The 20,852-nt window shown below is 44.0% G+C and carries 15 protein-coding genes and 1 tRNA gene; 9 read left to right on the top strand and 7 right to left on the bottom strand.

The features are described 5' to 3' along the window. Positions 1-24: 24 nt before the first annotated feature. Positions 25-624: a TerD family protein gene (locus QUA00_RS16900; protein WP_333205181.1), complete on the top strand. Its 600-nt coding sequence runs from the start codon at positions 25-27 to the stop codon at positions 622-624. A 234-nt stretch (positions 625-858) separates the two neighbouring features. Here QUA00_RS16900 and lysS read toward each other — a convergent pair whose 3' ends face one another. Further along, positions 859-2,412, bottom strand: a complete 1,554-nt coding sequence (gene lysS / locus QUA00_RS16905; RefSeq protein WP_333306234.1) for a lysine--tRNA ligase — start codon at positions 2,410-2,412, stop codon at positions 859-861. A gap of 230 nt (positions 2,413-2,642) precedes the next feature. Between lysS and QUA00_RS16910 the strand changes: the two genes are divergently transcribed. The 7 genes from QUA00_RS16910 to QUA00_RS16940 all read left to right on the top strand — a co-directional run bounded on the left by QUA00_RS16910 (position 2,643) and on the right by QUA00_RS16940 (position 12,363). Beyond that, positions 2,643-2,861 carry a hypothetical protein gene (locus tag QUA00_RS16910; RefSeq protein WP_333306232.1) on the top strand — a complete coding sequence of 73 codons (219 nt, stop codon included), beginning with the start codon at positions 2,643-2,645 and terminating at the stop codon, positions 2,859-2,861. 91 nt (positions 2,862-2,952) lie between these two features. Then, the gene (gene tkt / locus QUA00_RS16915) at positions 2,953-4,968 is read left to right on the top strand and encodes a transketolase (RefSeq protein ID WP_333145603.1); all 2,016 of its coding nucleotides are present in this window, start codon (positions 2,953-2,955) and stop codon (positions 4,966-4,968) included. An 835-nt stretch (positions 4,969-5,803) separates the two neighbouring features. Next, positions 5,804-8,602 carry a PAS domain S-box protein gene (locus QUA00_RS16920; protein WP_333410312.1) on the top strand — a complete coding sequence of 933 codons (2,799 nt, stop codon included), beginning with the start codon at positions 5,804-5,806 and terminating at the stop codon, positions 8,600-8,602. A gap of 48 nt (positions 8,603-8,650) precedes the next feature. After that, positions 8,651-9,097, top strand: a complete 447-nt coding sequence (locus QUA00_RS16925; protein WP_333306226.1) for a response regulator — start codon at positions 8,651-8,653, stop codon at positions 9,095-9,097. Between the two features lie 255 nt (positions 9,098-9,352). Further along, positions 9,353-9,556, top strand: a complete 204-nt coding sequence (locus QUA00_RS16930; protein WP_333410314.1) for a hypothetical protein — start codon at positions 9,353-9,355, stop codon at positions 9,554-9,556. A gap of 91 nt (positions 9,557-9,647) precedes the next feature. Beyond that, the gene (locus tag QUA00_RS16935) at positions 9,648-11,150 is read left to right on the top strand and encodes an ATP-binding protein (RefSeq protein WP_333410316.1); all 1,503 of its coding nucleotides are present in this window, start codon (positions 9,648-9,650) and stop codon (positions 11,148-11,150) included. 124 nt (positions 11,151-11,274) lie between these two features. Next, on the top strand, positions 11,275-12,363 hold the full coding sequence (locus QUA00_RS16940; RefSeq protein ID WP_333410317.1) for a response regulator: 1,089 nt from the start codon (positions 11,275-11,277) through the stop codon (positions 12,361-12,363). A gap of 230 nt (positions 12,364-12,593) precedes the next feature. On the opposite strand, the gene QUA00_RS16945 is transcribed toward QUA00_RS16940, so the two are convergent. The 5 genes from QUA00_RS16945 to QUA00_RS16965 all read right to left on the bottom strand — a co-directional run bounded on the left by QUA00_RS16945 (position 12,594) and on the right by QUA00_RS16965 (position 20,295). Continuing rightward, positions 12,594-15,200: a PAS domain S-box protein gene (locus QUA00_RS16945; protein ID WP_333410319.1), complete on the bottom strand. Its 2,607-nt coding sequence runs from the start codon at positions 15,198-15,200 to the stop codon at positions 12,594-12,596. Then, complete coding sequence (locus QUA00_RS16950) at positions 15,197-15,592, bottom strand: response regulator (RefSeq protein ID WP_333103705.1); 396 nt, start codon at positions 15,590-15,592, stop codon at positions 15,197-15,199. The genes QUA00_RS16945 and QUA00_RS16950 overlap by 4 nt, the downstream gene beginning before the upstream one ends. A gap of 124 nt (positions 15,593-15,716) precedes the next feature. Further along, positions 15,717-17,153: a response regulator gene (locus QUA00_RS16955; protein WP_333410321.1), complete on the bottom strand. Its 1,437-nt coding sequence runs from the start codon at positions 17,151-17,153 to the stop codon at positions 15,717-15,719. After that, positions 17,146-20,013, bottom strand: coding sequence for a response regulator (locus QUA00_RS16960; RefSeq protein WP_333410322.1), 2,868 nt, complete (start codon positions 20,011-20,013; stop codon positions 17,146-17,148). Before QUA00_RS16960 ends, QUA00_RS16955 begins: the two co-directional genes overlap by 8 nt. Positions 20,014-20,100: 87 nt before the next feature. Beyond that, a complete protein-coding gene (locus tag QUA00_RS16965; RefSeq protein WP_333306221.1) occupies positions 20,101-20,295 on the bottom strand; it encodes a hypothetical protein in 195 nt (64 codons plus the stop codon). Positions 20,296-20,381: 86 nt separating this feature from the next. Here QUA00_RS16965 and QUA00_RS16970 point away from each other — a divergent pair. After that, positions 20,382-20,454 (top strand) — tRNA-Arg (locus tag QUA00_RS16970). A 66-nt stretch (positions 20,455-20,520) separates the two neighbouring features. On the opposite strand, the gene QUA00_RS16975 is transcribed toward QUA00_RS16970, so the two are convergent. After that, positions 20,521-20,685, bottom strand: a complete 165-nt coding sequence (locus QUA00_RS16975) for a hypothetical protein (RefSeq protein WP_333103709.1) — start codon at positions 20,683-20,685, stop codon at positions 20,521-20,523. Positions 20,686-20,852: the final 167 nt, after the last annotated feature.

Here is a 20,852-nt window from a genome sequence, read left to right on the forward strand (position 1 = left end):
TAAACCATACAAAATCACAAAACTATGGCTATCAACTTAACCAAAGGACAATCAATAGTTCTCAGCAAAAGCGAATACGACTTGTCCAAACTCACAATGGGTTTGGGCTGGGATGTTGCACAAGCTAAAAAAGGTCTTTTCGGGCGAAGCAGCGGTGCAAATTTTGACTTAGATTCCTACGCTATGCTGCTGGGAGAAAATGGCAAAATAAAGAACTACAAAGAGGATGTAATTTATTACTCTCATTTGGAGTCAAAGGACAAAACAGTTGTTCACTCAGGCGACAATCTCACGGGGGCTGGAGAGGGAGACGACGAACAAATAGTGGTGAAACTGAGTTCTTTGCCAGCAGAATATCACAAAATTATTTTGGGCGTAAATATTTACGATGGAAAAGAGAGAAAACAGCATTTTGGCCTGGTAGAAAATGCTTTTGTGAGGGCTGTAGATGCCGCCGGGAAAGAAATCGCTCGCTATCGCTTGTCAAATGACCCATCTTATGAAGGAAAATTAAATATGTTGATGGGAGAAGTTTATCGAGAAGGCGGCGAGTGGAAGTTTAAGGCTTTGGGAAATCCTTTGGCTGAGGATATGAACGGTGTTGTCGGTTCATTTATGCGGTGATATCAAATCTGTTAAATTCAGGCTTGTAGGGGCGGGTTCACCCAAACTACCTGTCAATAATTGACAATCTATATAAACCCGCCCCCTCCCAACCCGCCATCAAAATGCACATTTTCCGCATTAAAGAAACATCAAGGTTGATGTAGGTTATCTGTGGTGGTGGGGCGGGTTTATAGAGACTGTTTGTTTGAGTTAGATATTGTTTGTAAAACCCCCCCTACAAAAAATTACGAATCAATCTTTAACAGGTCGCATTGTCGGGAACATCACCGCATCTCGGATGCTTTGAGTATTAGTTAAAAGCATCACCAATCTGTCTACGCCGATACCCATTCCCGCACAATTAGGCATTCCCAAAGATAGCGCTTGAATAAAGTCTTCATCCATTGGATGCGCTTCGTCATCGCCGGCATTTTTCTGCGCCAACTGTTCCTCAAACCGCTTTCTTTGCTCTTTCGGATCGTTCAATTCTGAGAATCCATTCGAGTATTCTGTACCGTTGATAAATAGCTCGAAACGTTCTACAAATCCGGGCTTGCGGCGATGTCCTTTTGCTAAGGGACTGACTTCGACAGGATAGTCGATGATGAATGTAGGTTGAATTAGTTTAGGAACAACTAATTTGTCAAAAACTGCATACAGCACGTAGCCTAAACTCTGTTGTTCTAACTTAGACAGGTGCAATTCTAGCTTGGTTGCAGAGGATATCGCACTTTCCAAGTCCAAACTGTCAAAATCCAGCCCAAACTCGTCTCTGACAGCTTCTACCATCGTTTTCACTTGCCAGTGTTTGCCGCTGAAACCGGGATATTTTTCGCTGTAGTCGAACTTGCGTTCTAAACTAATCGTTGCCCCCTGATTTTCAATTTCTTTGACATCCCCAAATACCGCCGCTGCTGCGAAACATATCACGTCTTCGACAACTCCTAAAATGTCGAAAACATCAGCATAAGCTTGGTAAACTTCTAAAGAGGTAAACTCAGGATTGTGGGTGCTGTCAATGCCCTCATTTCTAAATGCTTTCCCTAGTTCAAATACTCGCTCGAAACCGCCGCAAATTGCCCTTTTCAAGAATAATTCGGGAGCGACTCGCAAATACAAATCTACCTCTAAAGCATTGTGGTGAGTGATGAATGGCTTAGCAGCAGCACCGCCGTAAATAGCTTGCAGTGTCGGGGTTTCTATTTCGTAAAAATTGGCTTGCCAGAGATAGGAACGGATGCTTTGAACGATGCGGCTGCGGAGCATAAAACGGTTGAGCGCATCTTGGTTGCTTGCCAAATCCATTTCGCGGTGACGGCGGCAAACTTCGGGGTCGTTAATTCCATAATAAGAATCGGGAAATTGAATGGTAGCTTTTGATAAAAGCTTTAATTCCCTCACTAAAATAGAAAGTTCTCCCCTGGGGGTGCGGCAGCCGATACCTTCGACGCCGACAAAATCGCCGACATCGAGCAATTTTTTAATTTGTTCAAAGCTCAAACCGACTTCGCCGGTGACGATTGCTTTCTCGATTTTGAGTTGAATTTTGTCTGTGGCGTCTTTTAAATCGATGAAACCAATTTTGCCGCTGTCTCGCTTGGAAGTGATGCGGCCGGCTAATCGCAGGGGAATTTCTTCGGGGTCAATTTCTCCGTTTTGGAGTTCTTTTCCCGGCTGACTAAATATTTCGCGAACTTGCTTGGCTGTGTGCGATCGCGCGTAGGATTCACTGGGATACGGTTCTATGCCTTGCGATCGCAGTTCGTCTACTTTTTGACTGCGGACTTCGGCTTCACTGAGAGTCATTAGTTATTGCCTGATTAAAATTACAAATATCTGACATCTTGCACTATTCTGGCGATCGTGCGATCGGGCGTTGCTCAAAGCAACGCCCCACAAGAAAATTCACTCTTTGTGGAACAGGCATCTTGCCTGTTCGCCATCGAGCTGCAAAATGTCAGAAACACCAAACTCTATCATAACTGGTCAACATAGACCAATTTGTCAGATAATCTAGACACACTGGCGATCGACAGATGCGGAAGGTCAGTAAGGTTTTAATCCTGACGGAAGTCTTCTATCCTCTCCATCCCTCCTACTCCCTCTCCCCAACAGTCAACAGTCAACAGTCAGCAGACAACAATTTGCGATCGACTGCACAAAGCGGCCGAAACATTAAAAAATTAAGTTGTCTGTCGATCGCAACAGGTGAGATGATATGTAGTGCAGCCTCACGGCAGTTCCACAGAAACTGAACAGCAGAAACGCGAGCGATCGAACTCGACTCATCGCTCCTCTGTCAGAATCGACCACACACACTCTCTCTTACATATAAAAACCAGAATTATGGCTGTTGCAACCCAATCACTCGAAGAACTCTGCATCAACTCTATCCGCTTTCTGGCCATCGATGCGGTAGAAAAAGCAAAATCAGGACACCCGGGACTGCCTATGGGCGCTGCCCCTATGGCCTTCGTGCTGTGGGATCGGTTCATGCGGTTCAACCCCAAAAACCCCAAGTGGTTTAATCGCGATCGCTTCGTCCTCTCCGCCGGCCACGGCTGTATGCTACAGTACGCCCTCCTGTACTTGACCGGCTACGATAGCGTCACCCTCGACGACATCAAGCAATTTCGCCAGTGGGAATCCAGAACCCCCGGACACCCCGAAAACTTCATGACCGAAGGCGTAGAAGTTACCACCGGCCCCCTGGGACAAGGAATTGCTAATGGCGTCGGTTTGGCAATGGCAGAAGCTCACCTCGCTGCTAAGTTTAACAAGCCCGACCACACCATTGTTGACCACTACACCTATGTAATTTTGGGTGACGGCTGCCACATGGAAGGCGTTTCTGCCGAAGCTTGTTCTTTGGCTGGACACCTCGGACTCGGCAAATTAATTGCCTTGTACGATGACAATCACATTTCTATTGAAGGCGACACAAGCTTGGCCTTTACTGAAGATGTGGGCAAGCGTTTTGAAGCTTACAACTGGCACGTTATTACAGTAGACAATACCGCTCTAGACGAAGATACTAACCTAGAAGCAGTTCACAAAGCTATTGAAGAAGCCAAAAAAGTCACGGACAAACCGTCCATGATTAAAGTCCGCACCGTCATTGGTTACGGTTCTCCCAACAAGCGCAATTCCTACAGTGCTCACGGTGCTGCTTTGGGTGCCGATGAAGTGAAAGCAACTCGCGATTTCTTGAAGTGGGAACACGCACCGTTTGAGATTCCTGAAGATGCTTTGTCACACTTCCGCAAAGCAGTCGATCGCGGTGCTCAAGCTGAGCAAGAATGGCAGAAAGCTTTTGATGCTTATAAAGCAGCATATCCTGCAGAAGCTGCAGAATATGAGCGCAGCGTTGCCGGCAAACTTCCTGAAGGTTGGGATAAAGTTTTGCCGACATACAACCCGGAAGATAAGGCAGATTCGACTCGGAATCATTCTGGAAAATGTTTGAATGCTTTGGCAGGTGTGCTACCTGAATTGATCGGCGGTTCCGCTGACTTGGCATCTTCTAACATGACTTTGCTTAAGGGTGAAAAAGACTTCCAAAAAGGTCAATACGAAGGACGTAACCTGCGCTTTGGTGTGCGGGAACACGGCATGGGTGCGATCGCCAACGGTATGCTTCTGCATGGCGGTTTAATTCCTTACTGCGCTACTTTCTTGGTATTTGCTGACTATATGCGGGGAGCAATTCGCCTCTCTGCACTATCGGAAGCTGGAGTTATTTATGTAATGACTCACGACTCCGTAGCCTTGGGCGAAGACGGCCCCACTCACCAACCCGTGGAAACCATCGCTTCTCTGCGAGTAATTCCCGATTTGTTGGTAATGCGCCCTGCGGATGGTAACGAAACATCCGGCGCTTACAAAGTGGCAGTTGAAAGCCGCACTCGCCCAACTTTAATGGCTTTGTCGCGCCAAAATCTGCCCAACTTGGCTGGAAGTTCGATCGAAGGAACAGCCAAAGGCGCTTACATTTTGTCCGACGACGGCGGCACTCCCGACATCATTTTAATCGGCACCGGCGGCGAAACCTACCTCTGCGTTGATGCCGCTGAAAAATTGCGCGCCGCAGGTAATAAAGTGCGCGTAGTTTCGATGCCTTGCTGGGAATTGTTCGACTTACAAGATGCCGCTTACCGCGAATCTGTACTGCCGAAAGCTGTTACTAAACGGTTGGCAGTTGAAGCAGCTTGTAGCTTCGGCTGGGGACGTTATTTGGGTTCCGAAGGCGACAGCATCAGCATCGACACATTCGGCGCTTCTGCACCGGGCCCCGTTGCTTTAGAAAAGTTTGGCTACACCGTTGATAATGTGGTAGCTAAGGCTCAGGCGCTGTTGGGTTAATAGCAGCAGCATAATTTTTGGTGGGGCGGGCTTGGAGCTCGCCCCATTTTTTATAGCAGAAGGAAGTTCGGCAACGGATTCGCTCGACGGATGTAACAGATGTAACGGATTGATGGAAGAAGGCTTTAGTTATTTAGAAGATAAGGAAGAAGAAAGGAAAAGCTAAAATCTAAAATCTCAAATCGGCATCTAGGGTTTCACTTGGTCATACCTCACATCTTGCACCATTGTCAGGAACAGGCAAGATGCCTGTTCCACAAGAAAATTCATCTCTTGTGGAACAGGCATCTTGCCTGTCCATAAAAGGATTGAGAATGGTGCAACATATGAGTTATACCTAACCTAGAGCTCGCTACAGCTCGCGAATCATTGAGAATTGCTATAGTGAACAAACCTGACGGTCAACAGAGTACAGTTAGACCGGAGGCTTCTTTTTCCTTTTTTTCAAAGGCTTTTTATAGTGAGGTAGTTCCACCCCCACTTGCTAATATAGTATCAGAGTATTTCCAGAGCATCAAGGGGTATAAAAGAATAATTGTCGCTTTGGGTACCTACACCCGACGAGCCTTTCATCCCAAAGAGTAATTTATTCGGGGTACTTCGCGCTGCGCTCAGATTAATCCCCTCTAAATATACCGAGGGACTTCCCGGCTGGTAGTTAAGACTTACCGAAGAAAAACCCGTTTCTACAACAATATTCGGTTTGGCAACGAGGCATTTATGAAGAAACCGGGTTTTTAGCCCCCCGTGCCTCCAGAACAGTATATTTTAGAGAGTTAAGATAAGTTATAAGTTATTGCCTTAAATTACTCCTTCCCCATTTGCCATTCCGTTTATGATTTGGAATTTTTTAAATCAGTTGTTATTCACCGGCAATTATATTCCTCAAGGCTACTGTTACCTTTGGCAGCGAGAGCTAGTCGCGCTCCACATAGTGTCAGACTCTATAATTGCCCTGGCTTACTATTCAATACCCCTCTCGTTAATTTATTATTTTATCGGTCAGCGAAAAGACTTGCCCTTCCGCAATATCTTTTGGCTGTTTGCAGCCTTTATTATCTCCTGCGGCACTACTCATATAATGGAAGTTTGGACGCTTTGGCATCCTGTTTATTGGGTTTCTGGCAGTCTGAAAATTATTACCGCCGCGATTTCTGGTTACACCGCTTTTGCATTAATTCCTTTCGTTCCCCAAGCATTAACTCTCCTGAGTCCAACTCAATTAGGGATGATCGATTCAATACTGCAAAAAGAAATCATTGAACGCCGAGAAACGGAAGCTCGCTATCAAACTTTAACTGAAGCTTCGCCGGTGGGAATATTTTATGCAGATGCTGGAGGAGACTGCTTGTATGTCAACGAGCGCTGGTGTCAAATTTCGGGAATTACCTGTGATGAAGCTTTGGGCAAAGGGTGGTTGCAAGGCATTCATCCAGACGACCGCGATCGGGTTTTTTCTCAATGGTATAGCGCCGTGCAGCAGAAATTGCCGTTTAAATCTGAGTACCGCTTTCTAGACATTAATAACACTAAAATCAGTTGGATACTCGGTCAAATTGTCGGTCAAATCGGAGAAAATGGGGAGATAAAAAGTTATGTTGGTACTATTACTGATATTACAGAACGCAAGCAGGTAGAAGAGGAAAATCGACGGCTCAATGAAACTCTGGAGCATCGAGTTGCTGAGCGCACGGCTCAAATCGAAATTTCTAACCACAAATTGCAAAAAGAAATAGCTTACCGCGAAAAAATTGCGCTCACTTTGTTGGAATTGACGCAACTGCAAAATGCAATTCTTAATAGCGCTAACTACACAATTATTTCTACAGATCCCGACGGTACAATTAAAACATTTAATCGGGCGGCAGAGCAACTTTTAGGTTATTCGCTAGAAGAAGTGGTGGGGAAAGTCACGGTAGAAATAATTCACGATCCTCTGGAGGTCGCTCAAAGAGCTGAAGTTCTTTCTCAAGAATTGGGAGTGAAAATAGAGCCGGGAATTGAAGCCTTTGTTGCCTTGCCGCGCCGGAAAATCGCTGACGAAAATGAATGGACTTACATTCGCAAAGATGGTTCGCGGTTTCCGGTACTGCTGTCGGTGACTGCCTTATTTGATAGTAACGGAAATATTAACGGTTTTTTGGGTATCGGTCAGGATATTAGCGATCGCAAACAAGCTGAAAAAGAGCTGCGTGACCTCACCAATGCCATGCAAAATGCGGTGGAAGGCATTTCGCGGCTGGATATTGAGGGGCGCTACGTGAAGGTTAACCGAGCTTACGCTCATAAATGCGGTTACGAACCGGAACAAATGCTTGGCATGAAATGGCAGCTTACCGTACATCCGGGCGATGTTGAGATGATGCTCTCAGCTTATCAGGAAATGCTAATTTCTGGCAAAGTAGAAGTTGAAGCTAGAGGAGTCCGAAAAAATAGCTCGTTTTTTTATAAGCAATTAACGATGGTAAAAGCTTGCGACGCACAGGGGATATTTAACGGCCACCACTGTTTTATGAAAGATATCACTGAGCGCAAACTAACTGAAACTGCTTTGCAGGAAAGCGAATTCAAGTACAGGCAAATAGTTGAATTAGCAAAAGAAGGTATTTGGGTAATTGACAGAAATGGCCTCACGACTTACGTGAACAACGCAATGGCGCGAATGCTAGGCTATAGTGAAGTAGAAATGTTCGGGCGGTCGATTTTTGATTTCATGGACGCACCGGAAAAACCACAAGCTATTGATAATGTCGATCGGCGCAAGCAAGGTATTGCTGAACAACACGAATTTAAATTCAAAACCAAGGACGGCAAAGATATTTGGACTGATATGTCTACCAGTTCAGTCATGGACTCCCAGGGTAATCTGCTGTCTTGTTGCGCCTTGGTTTACAACATTACAAGCCGCAAAGAAGCAGAGCAGCAACTGCTGCAACTGACAGAAGATTTGAAGCGTTCCAACGAGGAATTAGAACAATTTGCTTATGTGGCTTCCCACGATTTGCAAGAACCGCTCCGAGCCATTACCAGTTACACTCAATTGCTGGCCCAGCGCTATCAAGGAAATTTGGACGATCGCGCAGATAAGTATATTCATTATATTGTCGATGGCGCCACCAGAATGCAGCAGCTAATTAACGATTTGTTGGCGTATTCGCGCCTGGGAACGAGGGGTCAGGAGTTTGAGCAGGCGGACTGCAAGGCTGTGGTTAAGCAAACTATGTGCAATTTGCAAATTGCGATCGCCGAAACAAAAGCTGTAATCACCTGCGACGCGATGCCAACTGTGATGGCGGATGAATTTCAACTGGTGCAATTATTCCAAAATTTGCTCGCCAACAGCATCAAATTTTGTCGCCAAGATATCCCGTTGATTCATATCGCTGCCTGCAGGCAAGAGAGTGAATGGGTGTTCAGTGTCCGCGATAACGGCATTGGCATTGATCCGCAGTATGCCGATCGCATTTTCATCATTTTTCAACGCCTGCACTCCCGCCGCCAATATTCCGGTACTGGTATAGGTTTGGCGATGTGCAAGCGCATTGTTGAACGCCACGGCGGGCGCATTTGGGTGGAATCTCAAGAGGGAAAAGGAGCGACGTTTTACTTCACTATTCCTATAATTAGTACCTGAAGCCTCAAAATTCAATTTTGTTTTTATACTTTAAAGGATACGCCGGTTATGAGCGATCGAAGCACTGTTAGACCTATAGAGATTCTGCTGATTGAGGATTCTCCCAGCGATGCCGATTTGGCAATAGAAGTCCTCAGTCAGGGTAAAATATTGAATAACTTGCATTTTGTGGAGGATGGAGTCGAAGCAATCAAGTTTTTGCGCCGAAAAGAACCCTATCTCAGGGTACCTCGTCCCGATTTGATTTTGCTCGATTTGCATCTGCCCAAAAAAAGCGGTATTGAAGTGCTAGAAGAAATTAAAACTGACCCAGCCTTAAAATTAATTCCTGTAGTGATTCTCAGCACTTCAGCAGCTCCCGAAGATATTTTTAAGTCCTACTCCCTCCACGCCAACTGTTACATAACCAAGCCAGTAGACTTCGTAGAATTTACTAAGGTAGTCAGGTTAATTGAGGACTTCTGGCTGGCAGTCGTCAAACTTCCTCTAAATTAAACGAACAAATGCTTTGCTTATGAGCGCTCTAAAATTTTTTAACCTATGGAAATTCTGCTGGTGGATGATTTACTCAGCGAGGCTGAATGGACTTTATAAAAGCTGGCGATCAGCCAAGTTTTAACAATTTGCATAAGAGTAGAAGATATGGTATCAGGAATATAATTCTTGAATAAAGAAGGCTTGTCTGTTCGCGTTTTCCTCCTAATTTAATTCTGCTTAACTTAAGTTTGCCTCAAAAAACGGTGAGAAATATTGATAAAAATCTACTCAGCACTCAAGTTAAAAATGATTCCGGTGGTAATTATGACAACCTCAGCAGCCGATGAAGAGATGCTCAAGTTTTATGCCCTGTCAGCCCGGTGCTACATCACTAAGCCTATCGATTTTAGTCAAGTCGCTAAGCTGGTGAGATGGATTGAGGATTGGTGGCTGGTGGTGGTGACAGTTCCCAAATAATAATTTTCAAGTTGAAAATGGTAAGGGAAAGCCAAAAAGTTTAACCTAAGATTGGTAGAGTAAAAATTTTACAGTCAAAAACGTCTAAGCTATGTGGATTAAGATTCTGTTAGTAGAAGACAATCCTGCTGATGCTGATTTGCTTGCAGAACTGTTAGAAGTATCTGTGGGCGTCCAGTGGGAACTGGTGTCTGTTGAGTTCCTGCATGAGGCGATCGCCCAACTGTGTAAAGAATCCTTTGATGTAGTTTTGCTCGACCTTTCTTTGCCGGACAGCCGCGGTTTGGAAACGCTAACTCGTCTGCGAGAAGTGGCTCCTGATGTGCCAATGGTGGTAATGACAGGCTTGGACGATGAGGCGATCGCCCTCGAATCAGTTCGCTTGGGAGCTCAAGATTACATTGTTAAAGGTCAAATTACTACTCAATTATTAGTGCGGACGATCCGGTACGCGATCGAACGATCTCAAACATTTCAAATGCTGCGGGAAAGCGAGCGCCGCTTTCGGGCGATTTTTGACTCTTCGTTTCAGCTAACCAAGCTGCTGACTCCCCAAGGAATTGTGCTGGAAGTGAACGAGACAGCCCTCGATTTTGCCGGATTGGGATCGGAGGGTATTGTGGGCCGCCCGATTTGGGAAATGGCGATTTGGGCCCAGTCGCCACAGGTTTACGAACAATTGCAATCGGCGATCGGCAAAGCAAGTCGTGGCGAGTTTTTCCGCAGCGAAATCGACTTGTTAGGCAAAAGTGGCCAAATTATGACTGTTGATTTCTCACTGAAACCTGTTAAAAATGAAACAGGACAAGTTTTGCTGCTGATTGCGGAAGCCCGTGACATTAGCGATCGCAAACGAGCAGAAGCGGAAATTCTCAAAGCCCTCGCACGAGAAAAAGAACTTTCAGAACTGCGAGCTAAATTTGTCACAATGGTTTCCCACGAGTTCCGCACACCTTTGACAACCATCCAATTTTCCGCTGGATTGCTGCAAGATTACAGTTCTCAGTGGTCCCAAGATAAAAAATCTACTCATTTTGTGCGGATTCAATTAGCAATTAAACGCATGACAGAGTTATTAGAAGATATCCTCGTAATTGGCAAAATCGAAGCCAATACCTTGCAGTTTCAACCGGTTTCCTTAAACCTCGAAAAATTTTGCCGTCAACTGGTAGAAGAGCAGCAACTCAACGACAGCAACCAACACCCGATCGCCTTTCAATATGAAGGCGGCAACTGCGAGGCTCAAATGGATGAAAAACTGCTGCAGCAAATCTTGGGAAATGTCATCTCAAATGCCATCAAATATTCCCCTGTCGGCAGTACAGTTTCCTTGCACCTCAACTGTCAAAACAAAGAAGCTGTTTTCCAAGTTCAAGACCAGGGCATCGGCATTCCCCATGCCGATCGAGAGCGGATATTAGAAACTTTTTACCGATCTCCAAATGTCGGCACTATTTCGGGAACAGGTCTCGGTTTAGCAATTGTGAAGAGAGCTGTGGAACTTCACGGCGGCCAACTTGCGATCGACAGCCAAGAAGGAAAAGGCACAACTTTCACTATTACCTTGCCTCTAATTTGCCCTCCCAGTCAATAACAACTGAATTATCAACTATATATATCCGCGATTTAACGATTAATTAAGCGCCTAACCAACAAACTTATCAAGTGTCTGAACCCAGAATTTTCCAACAAACTACTAACTAAAAGGAGCTATCACCGTGGCTAAGATTTTGGTAATAGAAGACGAAGAAGCGATTAGAGAGAATATTTTAGAGTTGCTGGAAGCCGAAAATTTTGAAGGAATAGGAGCAATTAATGGCAAAGTCGGCATCAAATTGGCGATCGAAAAAATCCCGGATTTAATTTTGTGCGACATGATGATGCCGGAAGTAGACGGTCACGGCGTCATCAAAGCTTTGCGATCCGAACCCTTGACTGCCACAATTCCGTTTATTTTCCTCACAGCCAAAGCCGATAAACTTGACGTTCGCACGGGCATGGAACTGGGAGCTGACGATTACATTACTAAGCCCTGTACGCCGCAAGAACTGCTAAAAGCGATTGCTATTCGACTGGAAAAACAAAAAACAATTAGCCGACAATCTCAAAAGACGCTAGACGAATTACGCACTAATATTAGTATGTCGCTGCCCCACGAATTGCGGACTCCTTTGAATGCAATTCTGGGTTTTTCTGAGCTAATTCTGTCAGAATATCATGTCTTAGAGGAATCAGATATCTTAGAGATGATCGGTCAAATTCAAACTTCGGGTCATCGCTTGTATCGGCTAATTCAGAACTTTTTGCTGTATGCAGAACTGGAGATAGCAGCCACAAATCCCGAACGGCTCAAGGAGATGCGAAACAGCGAATTTAGCTGTGTAAAATCTTTGCTGAGTCAAAAAGCGCGGCAGCAAGCAAAACACGCGAATAGAACAGACGATTTACAATTAAACTTGCAAGATTCGTCGGTAGCTATTGATTCTGTCAGACTCGCAAAAATTGTTGAAGAACTATTGGACAATGCCTTCAAATTTTCTTTAGAAGGAACGCCTGTTTTATTAAGCAGTTTGGTCGAAAATCAGACTTTTATTCTGTCTGTCAAAGACCAAGGCCGCGGCCTGACTGCCGATCAGATTGCACAGCTAGAAGCTTACAGGCAGTTCGATCGCAAACTTTACCAACAAGCAGGTTTGGGATTGGGCCTGGCTATTGTTCAACGCCTTGTAGAATTGCACGGAGGGGAATTTAAAATAGAAAGTTTGCCACAGCAAGAAACCATAGTTTGCGTTTCCCTGCCTGTCTAAACAATGATTATTCCAGTTTCAAAAAAGAATACAACTGTAGGCAAACTCCCAACCCTTATGGAATAAATCATTGCCAATTCTCAAATCTAAACTCTAATATCATGTCCGGTCGATTACCATTCATCAGGTAGGGGCGGGTTCACCACAATATCTGCCAATAATTGACAATCTCAAAAACCCGCCTGGCCGGGATATTATGGTCAATCGATCGGACATGATATAAAATGGTATTATGCAGGAGCGATCGCTCCTTTCAGACACCGCTCCATATAAATTTGAGCTACCTTATCATGAGGGTTGATTTCCAAGCAGGCCGAAAACCATCTTTTAGCTTCGACACAGTTGTCACTATTGTAGAGTACCAAAGCTTGCTCAAAGATTGTCTTGGTCTCTAACTTTTTCTGTCGTAACTCTGGCGGATCGGCCGCAAATACTTCATAAAGTGTTACCATTCGCGATTTGCCTTTAACTGTTACGCGATCGATCAACCTCAAATCATAAATATCGTTCAACTGTATAAAAGTATTGTGAGTAATTAACATCGAAACTCCATACTCTTTCGTCAAACTTTCCACGCGGGAGGCTAAGTTTACCGCATCGCTAATCACCGTGCTGTCCATGCGACTTTGGCCGCCCACCGTGCCTAACATCAAAGAACCCGTATTGATTCCTATGCCAATTTGCAGCGGCGGGCGATCGACCTGATTACGAATAATATTATACTCGTTAAGCTCTTCTAGCATTGCAATTCCAGCTTTCACAGCATCGTCCGCACTGCCATTAAACAGCGCCATAATCGCATCACCAATGTATTTATCAATAAAACCAAAATTGTCAGTAATTGCCGGTTCCATCCGCGACAAATAACCATTAATAAATTGAAAATTCTCTTCGGGACTCATCCTTTCCGAAAGAGAAGTGAAATCGCGGATATCTGAAAATAGCACCGACATTTCTTTCTGCACCTGATCGCCTAATTTGACTTCCAGAATACTTTCATATCCCAGAAAGTGGAGAAATTCGTGCGGTACAAACCGCCCGTAAGCATCTGTTAATTTTTCTTCTGCAGCTAAAGCTTTTTGCAACTCGTCTGTGAATTGGCGGCGCTCGGTTTCTACCTCTAGACGTTCCGTGATGTCTTGAAAAGCGGCGATAGCGTAAACTATGTTTTTCCGTTCGTCGTAGATTGGAGTCGCCCAAACCTCGATCGGCACAATCCGATCTGACCCACGAATTTCTAGCTCGTCCATACGCACAAATTCTCCCCGCAACGCCCGAACAATCGGTTGGCTATCCCTCGGATACAATTGATTAGTTCCAGCGTCGTAAAAATGATAAGCTTCAGGAAATTGCTCAGTAGCCCCATCAAAAATTAAACCTTCGGCTAGTATCCTTTCGCCCCAAGAATTCATGTAAAAAGGTTTACCATTACCATCGACAACAAATAGTCCCACCGGCATCGCTTCCAGGAATTGAGTCAATCGGCTTTCGTTTTCTGACAGTGCCTCATTTAACTTTTCTTGGGCCGCCAAAGCTTTTTCTAAATCATTAGTAAACCTGATTCGTTCCACTTCCACCTGTCTCTGCAAACTAATATCCTTAGCAAAACCCTGATAGTAAAGCACTTCACCGTTAGCATCATAAACGGTGCGCGCATACTCAGAAATCCAGATAATGCTGCCATCTCGACAGTAAACCTGAGACTCAAACTCACACAGAGTACCGTGCTGTTTCATCAGCGCCAGAAACTCTTGACGGCGGTTCGGTTCCACGTACAATTGCTGCTGAATATCATTAATACTTTCTATCAATTCTGACGCAGAATCGTAGCCGTAAATTTCCGCCAGAGCAGGATTCGCACTGAGAAAATGTCCGTCTGGCGTCGTCTGAAAAATACCTTCTAGAGCATTTTCAAATATCCCGCGATACTTCTCTTCAGCTTGAATTAGCGCCTCTTCAGCTTCCTTGCGTTCACTTATGTCACTAAAAGCAATAATCGCATAGGAAATGTCGCCTGTAGAATCATAAATTGGAGTTGCCCAACTCTCTACAGGAATAATCTTATTAGCTGTACGAATTTCTACACCCTCAGTCCGCACATGTTCGCCCCGAAGCGCCCGCATAATTGGCAATTCTTCCACGGGGCATCTCTGATTAGTCCCTGCTTTATAGAATTGATAAATTGCTGCTTTTTGCTCTGAATTAATATGCGGCACAGTGCCTTTGCCAAATACATCCCGCGCTTTCTTGTTAGCGTAGAAAGATTGCCCGTTTGCATCAAGTACACATACGCCCAATGGCATAGCTTCTAGATATTGCGTCAAGCGACTTTCGTTTTCATGGAGTTTGGCAATCAGCATCGCCTGCTTGCGGTTTAATTTTACCAACTCCTCATTCATTTCCTGAAGTTCTCTTTGTTTTTCAGCTAATTTTTTATCTTGAAAATATCTATATATAGCCTCAGTGACAGTTAATTTTAAGTCATCACATTGCCAAGGTTTAGGTATATATCGGTACAATTTAGCATAGTTAATAGCATTGGCTACCGCCTCCAAATCTGCCTGCCCCGTCAGCATAATCTTGAGACAGTTAGGCGAGATAGCATGAACTCTGCTTAATAGTTCGTCTCCTTTCATACTAGGCATGATATGATCCGAAATCACCAAAGGAACTTCATACTGTTCTGCTAAAAGTTCTGACAGCAACTCTAAAGCTTCTTCGCCACTTTGGGCCGTTTCAATTAAATATTTATCTTCAAAGGCTTTTAGCAGGTCTATTTCCAGACTATCAAGTATAGTCTGCTCATCATCGACACAAATAATGACTGGTTTTTTCATAAATTTGCTAGACCAGACTTAATTGCTTCAATTAATTCTTGATTTTGCCAAGGTTTTTCTATGAAAGCATGAAGATTTGCTTGAGCTTTTGTGCGTTCGATTGCTTCTTTGTCTGCTTGTCCTGTCAGCATTACTTTCACAATTTGCGGATATTTTTGATGAATTTTAATCAGCAACTCATCTCCTTTCATTCCGGGCATCAACCAATCAGAGACAATTACTAAAATCTTAACATCAGCTTCACATAGCTCTTCAATAATTTCCAGGGCTTCGGCAGCACTTTCAGCAAATTCGCAAAGATATTTACCGTTAAATGCCTGTTGCAGTTCAATTTCCAGACTTTCCAACACCCCTACTTCATCGTCCACACACAAAATTGCTGATTTAGACATCGCTAGTTTCCTTATTTAGTGTGGCAGGGTGAACCCTCATGGCTGCACACCGTTTTCCAAATTCTACATTCTGCGTGGCTAGACTGCAAATTTTCGCCCCAGACTTCGCTCTGCGGCGCTTTACCTACTCAGTTAAATTAATCGGCAAAGACACGGTAAATGCTGTTTTACCTGGCCTCGACTCCACATCAATTTTACCCTGATGTTTTTCAATTATTTTTTTCACAATATCCAATCCCAACCCGCTGCCTTCTCCCGCAGGTTTGGTAGTAAAAAACGGCTCAAAAATTTTCCGAATAATCTCTGGTTGAATTCCCTTACCGCTGTCAATAATTTTGACCAACACGCTGGTATCTTGTTGTACCGCGTCAATTGTTAAAGTTCCTTGATTGTCCATCGCTTGTAAGGCATTGTGAATTAAATTTGTCCAAACTTGATTGAGTTCGTCGGGATAACACAGTACCACAGGCAATTGATCTTGATAGTTTCTGATGACTTCCACACCCTGCTTGATGTGGTTTTGATAAAGAGTTAATACAGTTTCAATTCCGTCCGTAATATTCACTTGTATTTTTTCCCCATTTACATCGTAACGCGCATAATTTTTTAGAGCAAAGACGACTTTTGCAGCGCGTTCAGTAGCGGTAGCGATGGTTCGGGCGCTTCTGTGAATGCTAGCAAACTCGTAGGCTGTTTTTATAATATTTTCGCTGTCAGGATCTTTGAGCAACGACAAGAATTCTTGCAGATTTCCTTGCAATCCGATATTGATTAAAATGCTAGCAATGCTGTCCGCATTGTCAATGCCTTCCGACTCTAGTTCCTGCTTCACGCCTTTTTTCAATACCCGTTTTTCTCGCGTAGATAAAGAGTAATTTTGTTGACTAGAACTGTACATCAAGCGCAAGAAATCGTGCTGGCGTTCGGCTGACAGTTCTTTAAAAAAAACTGGCAAACTTTCGAGATTGTTATCCAAAAAGCTGGTAATATTTCCAATAGACGACCGAATTGCCCCCAGCGGCGTATTAATTTCGTGAGCAATGCCGGCAATTAGTTGCCCTAATGCCGCCATTTTTTCTGATTGCACTAATTGATTCTGAGTAGCTTGCAGTTGGTCTAAAGTAACTGTAAGTTCATTATTTTTTTGTTGGAGTCTTTTTCGCAACTGGCACATTGCTAAATGGGTTTCTACCCTAACTAGAACCTCTTCCACCTGAAAGGGCTTGGTAATATAATCTACCCCGCCCACTGCAAAGGCTTTGACCTTATCAAGTACGTCATTAATCGCGCTAATAAAAATCACCGGAATGTCGCAAGTTCGTTCATCAGCTTTGAGCTTTTCGCAAACTTCATATCCATTCATTTCGGGCATCATAATATCCAGCAAAATCAAATCTGGAGGCATACCTTTTGCCGCCGAAAGGGCTAAGTCGCCACTAGGTACCGGGCGCACTTTATAACCCTTGCTATTCAAAATTCCGGCTAGCAGCCGCAAATTAGCTGGGGTGTCGTCAACTACTAAAATATTACCGCGATCGGTGCTAGGAATGTCGTTATTCATGTGATATTGCTTCCGAAATTAAATTTAAAACTTTGTCGTACTCAAAATTTTCTATACAAGTTGCGATCGCACCTGCCGTTACTGCATCCTTTAATCGAATTTGCTCTATCAAGGTATTAATTAACTCCATATCTGCATTCAGTATAGCTAGCTTTAAATCAGCTACCAGTGAATCAGGCAAGTTTACGAAATCAGTCGCACTCATAGCGCGATCGCCCTCTTTGATTGCCGATAAATCCGTTTGATCCGCATCTTCATAAATATAGCGCACTCCGATATGTTTGTGCATAGCATCAAAAATATCGGCTTCCCGGAAAGGCTTCCTCATAAAAGCATCGCAGCCCGCCGATAAAATAACTGCCCGTTCTTCCTCCAAAACGCTCGCTGTCAGCGCAATAATAGGTGTAGCTTGACCTTTAATAGTACCTTTAATGTATTGCGTAGCTTCGTAGCCGTCCATCACAGGCATTCTCATGTCCATCCAAATGAGATGCGGTTCCCAACTATCGCAAATCTCAATAGCTTCTTGACCGTTAGTAGCTTCTTTTAGTTCAAAACCCAGAGGAGACAGGATTTTAATTAACAGTTGGCGGTTGAGCGGTTTATCGTCTACTATCAAAATTCGATAGGTCTGTTGGTTGGGAACCAGGGCAATAACATTCCTGCTCGGTTTTGGGCTTTCAATATCAGTCGCCTCGACCGCAATAACTTGAATGTCAAACTTAAAATTAGTTCCCTTACCCACAGCAGAACAGACGCTCATTTCGCCGCCCATTAATTCTACAAATTTGCGACTGATGGGCAATCCCAAGCCGGTACCTTCTTGCGAATCTTTGCCTGTCTTGGTTTGCACGAAAGGTTCAAAAAGATCGTCTAATTCATTGGTAGCAATACCGGATCCAGTATCCTCGACTTCAAAATGAAGAAAGAAGGAAGAGGTAGAAGCTGAATCGTCATTTTGGGTGGCAATGATCTGGTTGTTCGACGGACTGAATTGAGATATTTTGATACCATTGATTGCGGAGATTTCAGTATCATTTGATACTTCAGATGGATAAAAAAATCCCCCTTCTGCCTGCTGATTTCTGCCTAGTGACTGCTTGCTAACTCTTACCGCTACACTGCCTTCATCGGTAAATTTAAGAGAGTTATTGAGCAGATTAATTAAGATTTGTCGCAATTTTAAATCGTCCGTTTCTACGTACTGTGGCACATCGAGACTGCGCTCAAAAACTAACTGCAGGTGCTTGTCATCTGCTTTGATTTGAAACATATCTTCCAAGTCGTTTAGCAGGCGGAAAAGGTCTAATTTTTTGGAATTTAGGGTGGTGCGCCCCGATTCAATTTTAGATAAATCGAGTACGTTATTAATCAGGGTGAGCAGGTGTTCTCCGCTGCTGCTAATTATGCTAATATTTTCTTGATCTTCTGGGGAGAGAGTTTGGCTGCGAGTCATCAGTTGGGAAAAGCCGAGAATTGCATTGAGAGGCGATCGCAATTCGTGGCTCATATTAGCAAGAAAAGTGCTTTTAGCTTGGTTCGCTACTTCCGCTTTGTCTTTCGCTACAGCCAATTCTGCCGTCCGCTCTTGCACTCGCTGTTCTAAAGTTTCAAAAGATTGTTGCAGTTGTTGAGCCATGCTGTTAAATGATTTCGCTAATTCCCCTAATTCGTCAGAACGTTCGCTTTCTACTGTTTTGTCCCATTCACCTTTAGCAATATTTTTGGCTGCTATATTTAAGCTCAAAATAGGATTTGTTACCCACTGAGAAGTCAGAATGCCAATCGCCACAGCTACTCCTAAAGCTGCGAAACACAGCAAAATCGCTGTGCGGGTATTAGCATCGATTTCTTTGGTGAAATCTGCTTCGGGAACAACTACGACAATCAGCCAGTCTAAACCTTTGCCGTCTTGAAACGGCAAGACTTTTAAAAATTGTCGCTTGTCATCTATGTCAAAGCTCAATAACTCGGATTTTTTAATTTGGTCTAATTTTTTAAACTTGGCAGTCAAATATTTAGCTGTCGCTTGAGTAAAAGGGTTGCTGCTTTCTTCCACTTTAAACAATTGTCTTTCATTACCTTTAGTGCGAAACGGTTTTTCTGTTGTGGAAGTTGCTAACAAAGTACCCTGGCGATCTATAATAAATGTTTGACCGGATTTGCCAACTTTGAGACTGTTGAGAAATCTCCCAAGATGGTCGAGACGCAAAGCAGCAAATAAGACTCCTTCTAGCTGATTTTTGTAGGTGTATACGGGTTGGATAGCGCTGATAAGTAATGTCGGTTCTAGTAAGGAAACAAAAACCGAACTCCAAGTAGGTTTGCCGACTTTGACGGCTTTTTGGTACGCAGGATGTTGCCGATGATCATAGTTTTTGGCAAGGGTGGTAATTGTAGTGCGATCGCCGAGAGCGTTCGTATTGTAAGAATTAAAATTAAACCCAGTAGATGGGTCTATCACATTAATCATTCGGGAGCCGTTAGAAAGTTGTTGACCGCATCTATAATCTCCATGCTTGTTGCCAACGGAGGTAAAATTGATATAGGGATATAATTGTACTTGGCGCCAAAGATATTTATCCCAAGCTGATAAGTTTTCCATCTTTAACAAGCCGAGCTTGACAGCATCCAGCTTGGTTTGATTGATTTGATGGGGAGTAGTCAGGTAAACTTGCAGGTTTTGCTCGACACGCAAACTCACCTCGCTCATTAACTGACTGGCAAGGTTATTAACTGCTTTTTGCCCGTTTCTAAAAGACAGATATCCTACGAGCCCCACGCCTCCCACTATTTGCAGTATAAATGGAACTATGAGAACAGTTCGCAGCGGTAATTTGTCTAAAATTTTAGAAACCATAAGATTGAGGGGTTTGGTGAACTTAGTCTAGAGCCGTATTTGCACAACCTGTCTTAACTGCAGCACCATTTATTTACTGCCGGTTAGCTAGGGGAAATTGATGCGGGCTATTTTAGCTATGGCAGGCGATCGACCCCGATCGAATGTGAACCTAATGTTTGCTCGATTAATGGCTATTATTTTACCCATTGTCGTATTATTGTTACCATTTAGGTAAAAGTTGCAGTCTCTGGCTGCGAGAACTGCCTGATATTCGATCGCACGGGCGAGTTTAATCCGCATGGGTCAAGCGGTTTGGAGGCCGGCCAGGAAATTTGCGATCGGCACTCGCCATTTTCCGCAAGACGTGTTATACTCTAAAAAGTCGAGGGCACGTAGCTCAGTGGATAGAGCATCAGGTTCCGGTCCTGAGGGTCGGGGGTTCAAATCCCTCCGTGCTCACTTTCTATGTCTTTTGCGGAGTAAGGGTTTCAGGTTAATTGTATTACCGATAGTCCTATTTTCCGCTCAAATTTCGCTCCCATCTGTTCCAAGTATCTCCAAAACCACCTCCATATCTGCCAAGTTTGCGCCGGACTTTTTGCGTCGCGCTTTTAACTGGTTGAGCAGGTCGGCTGGCTCTGGAAATTCTGCGACGGTCGGAGCGGAGTTTTCCAATCGCTCCGTGCTCATTTAAATTTATAGAGTCAGGAACTCAGGGCTAAAGCCACTGAGCTTGTAAGAAATTACAAGCTATTCTGACCAGCTTAAGTCTTAACTGACTACGTTATTTGAGTCACGACACCGGCGAATGCGAAGCTAGTTTTCCGCTCTGTCCGAAGCAATTAAACAGTCTTAAA

The organism is Microcoleus sp. T2B6 (genome assembly GCF_036700475.1).
Classification (GTDB): domain Bacteria; phylum Cyanobacteriota; class Cyanobacteriia; order Cyanobacteriales; family Microcoleaceae; genus Microcoleus.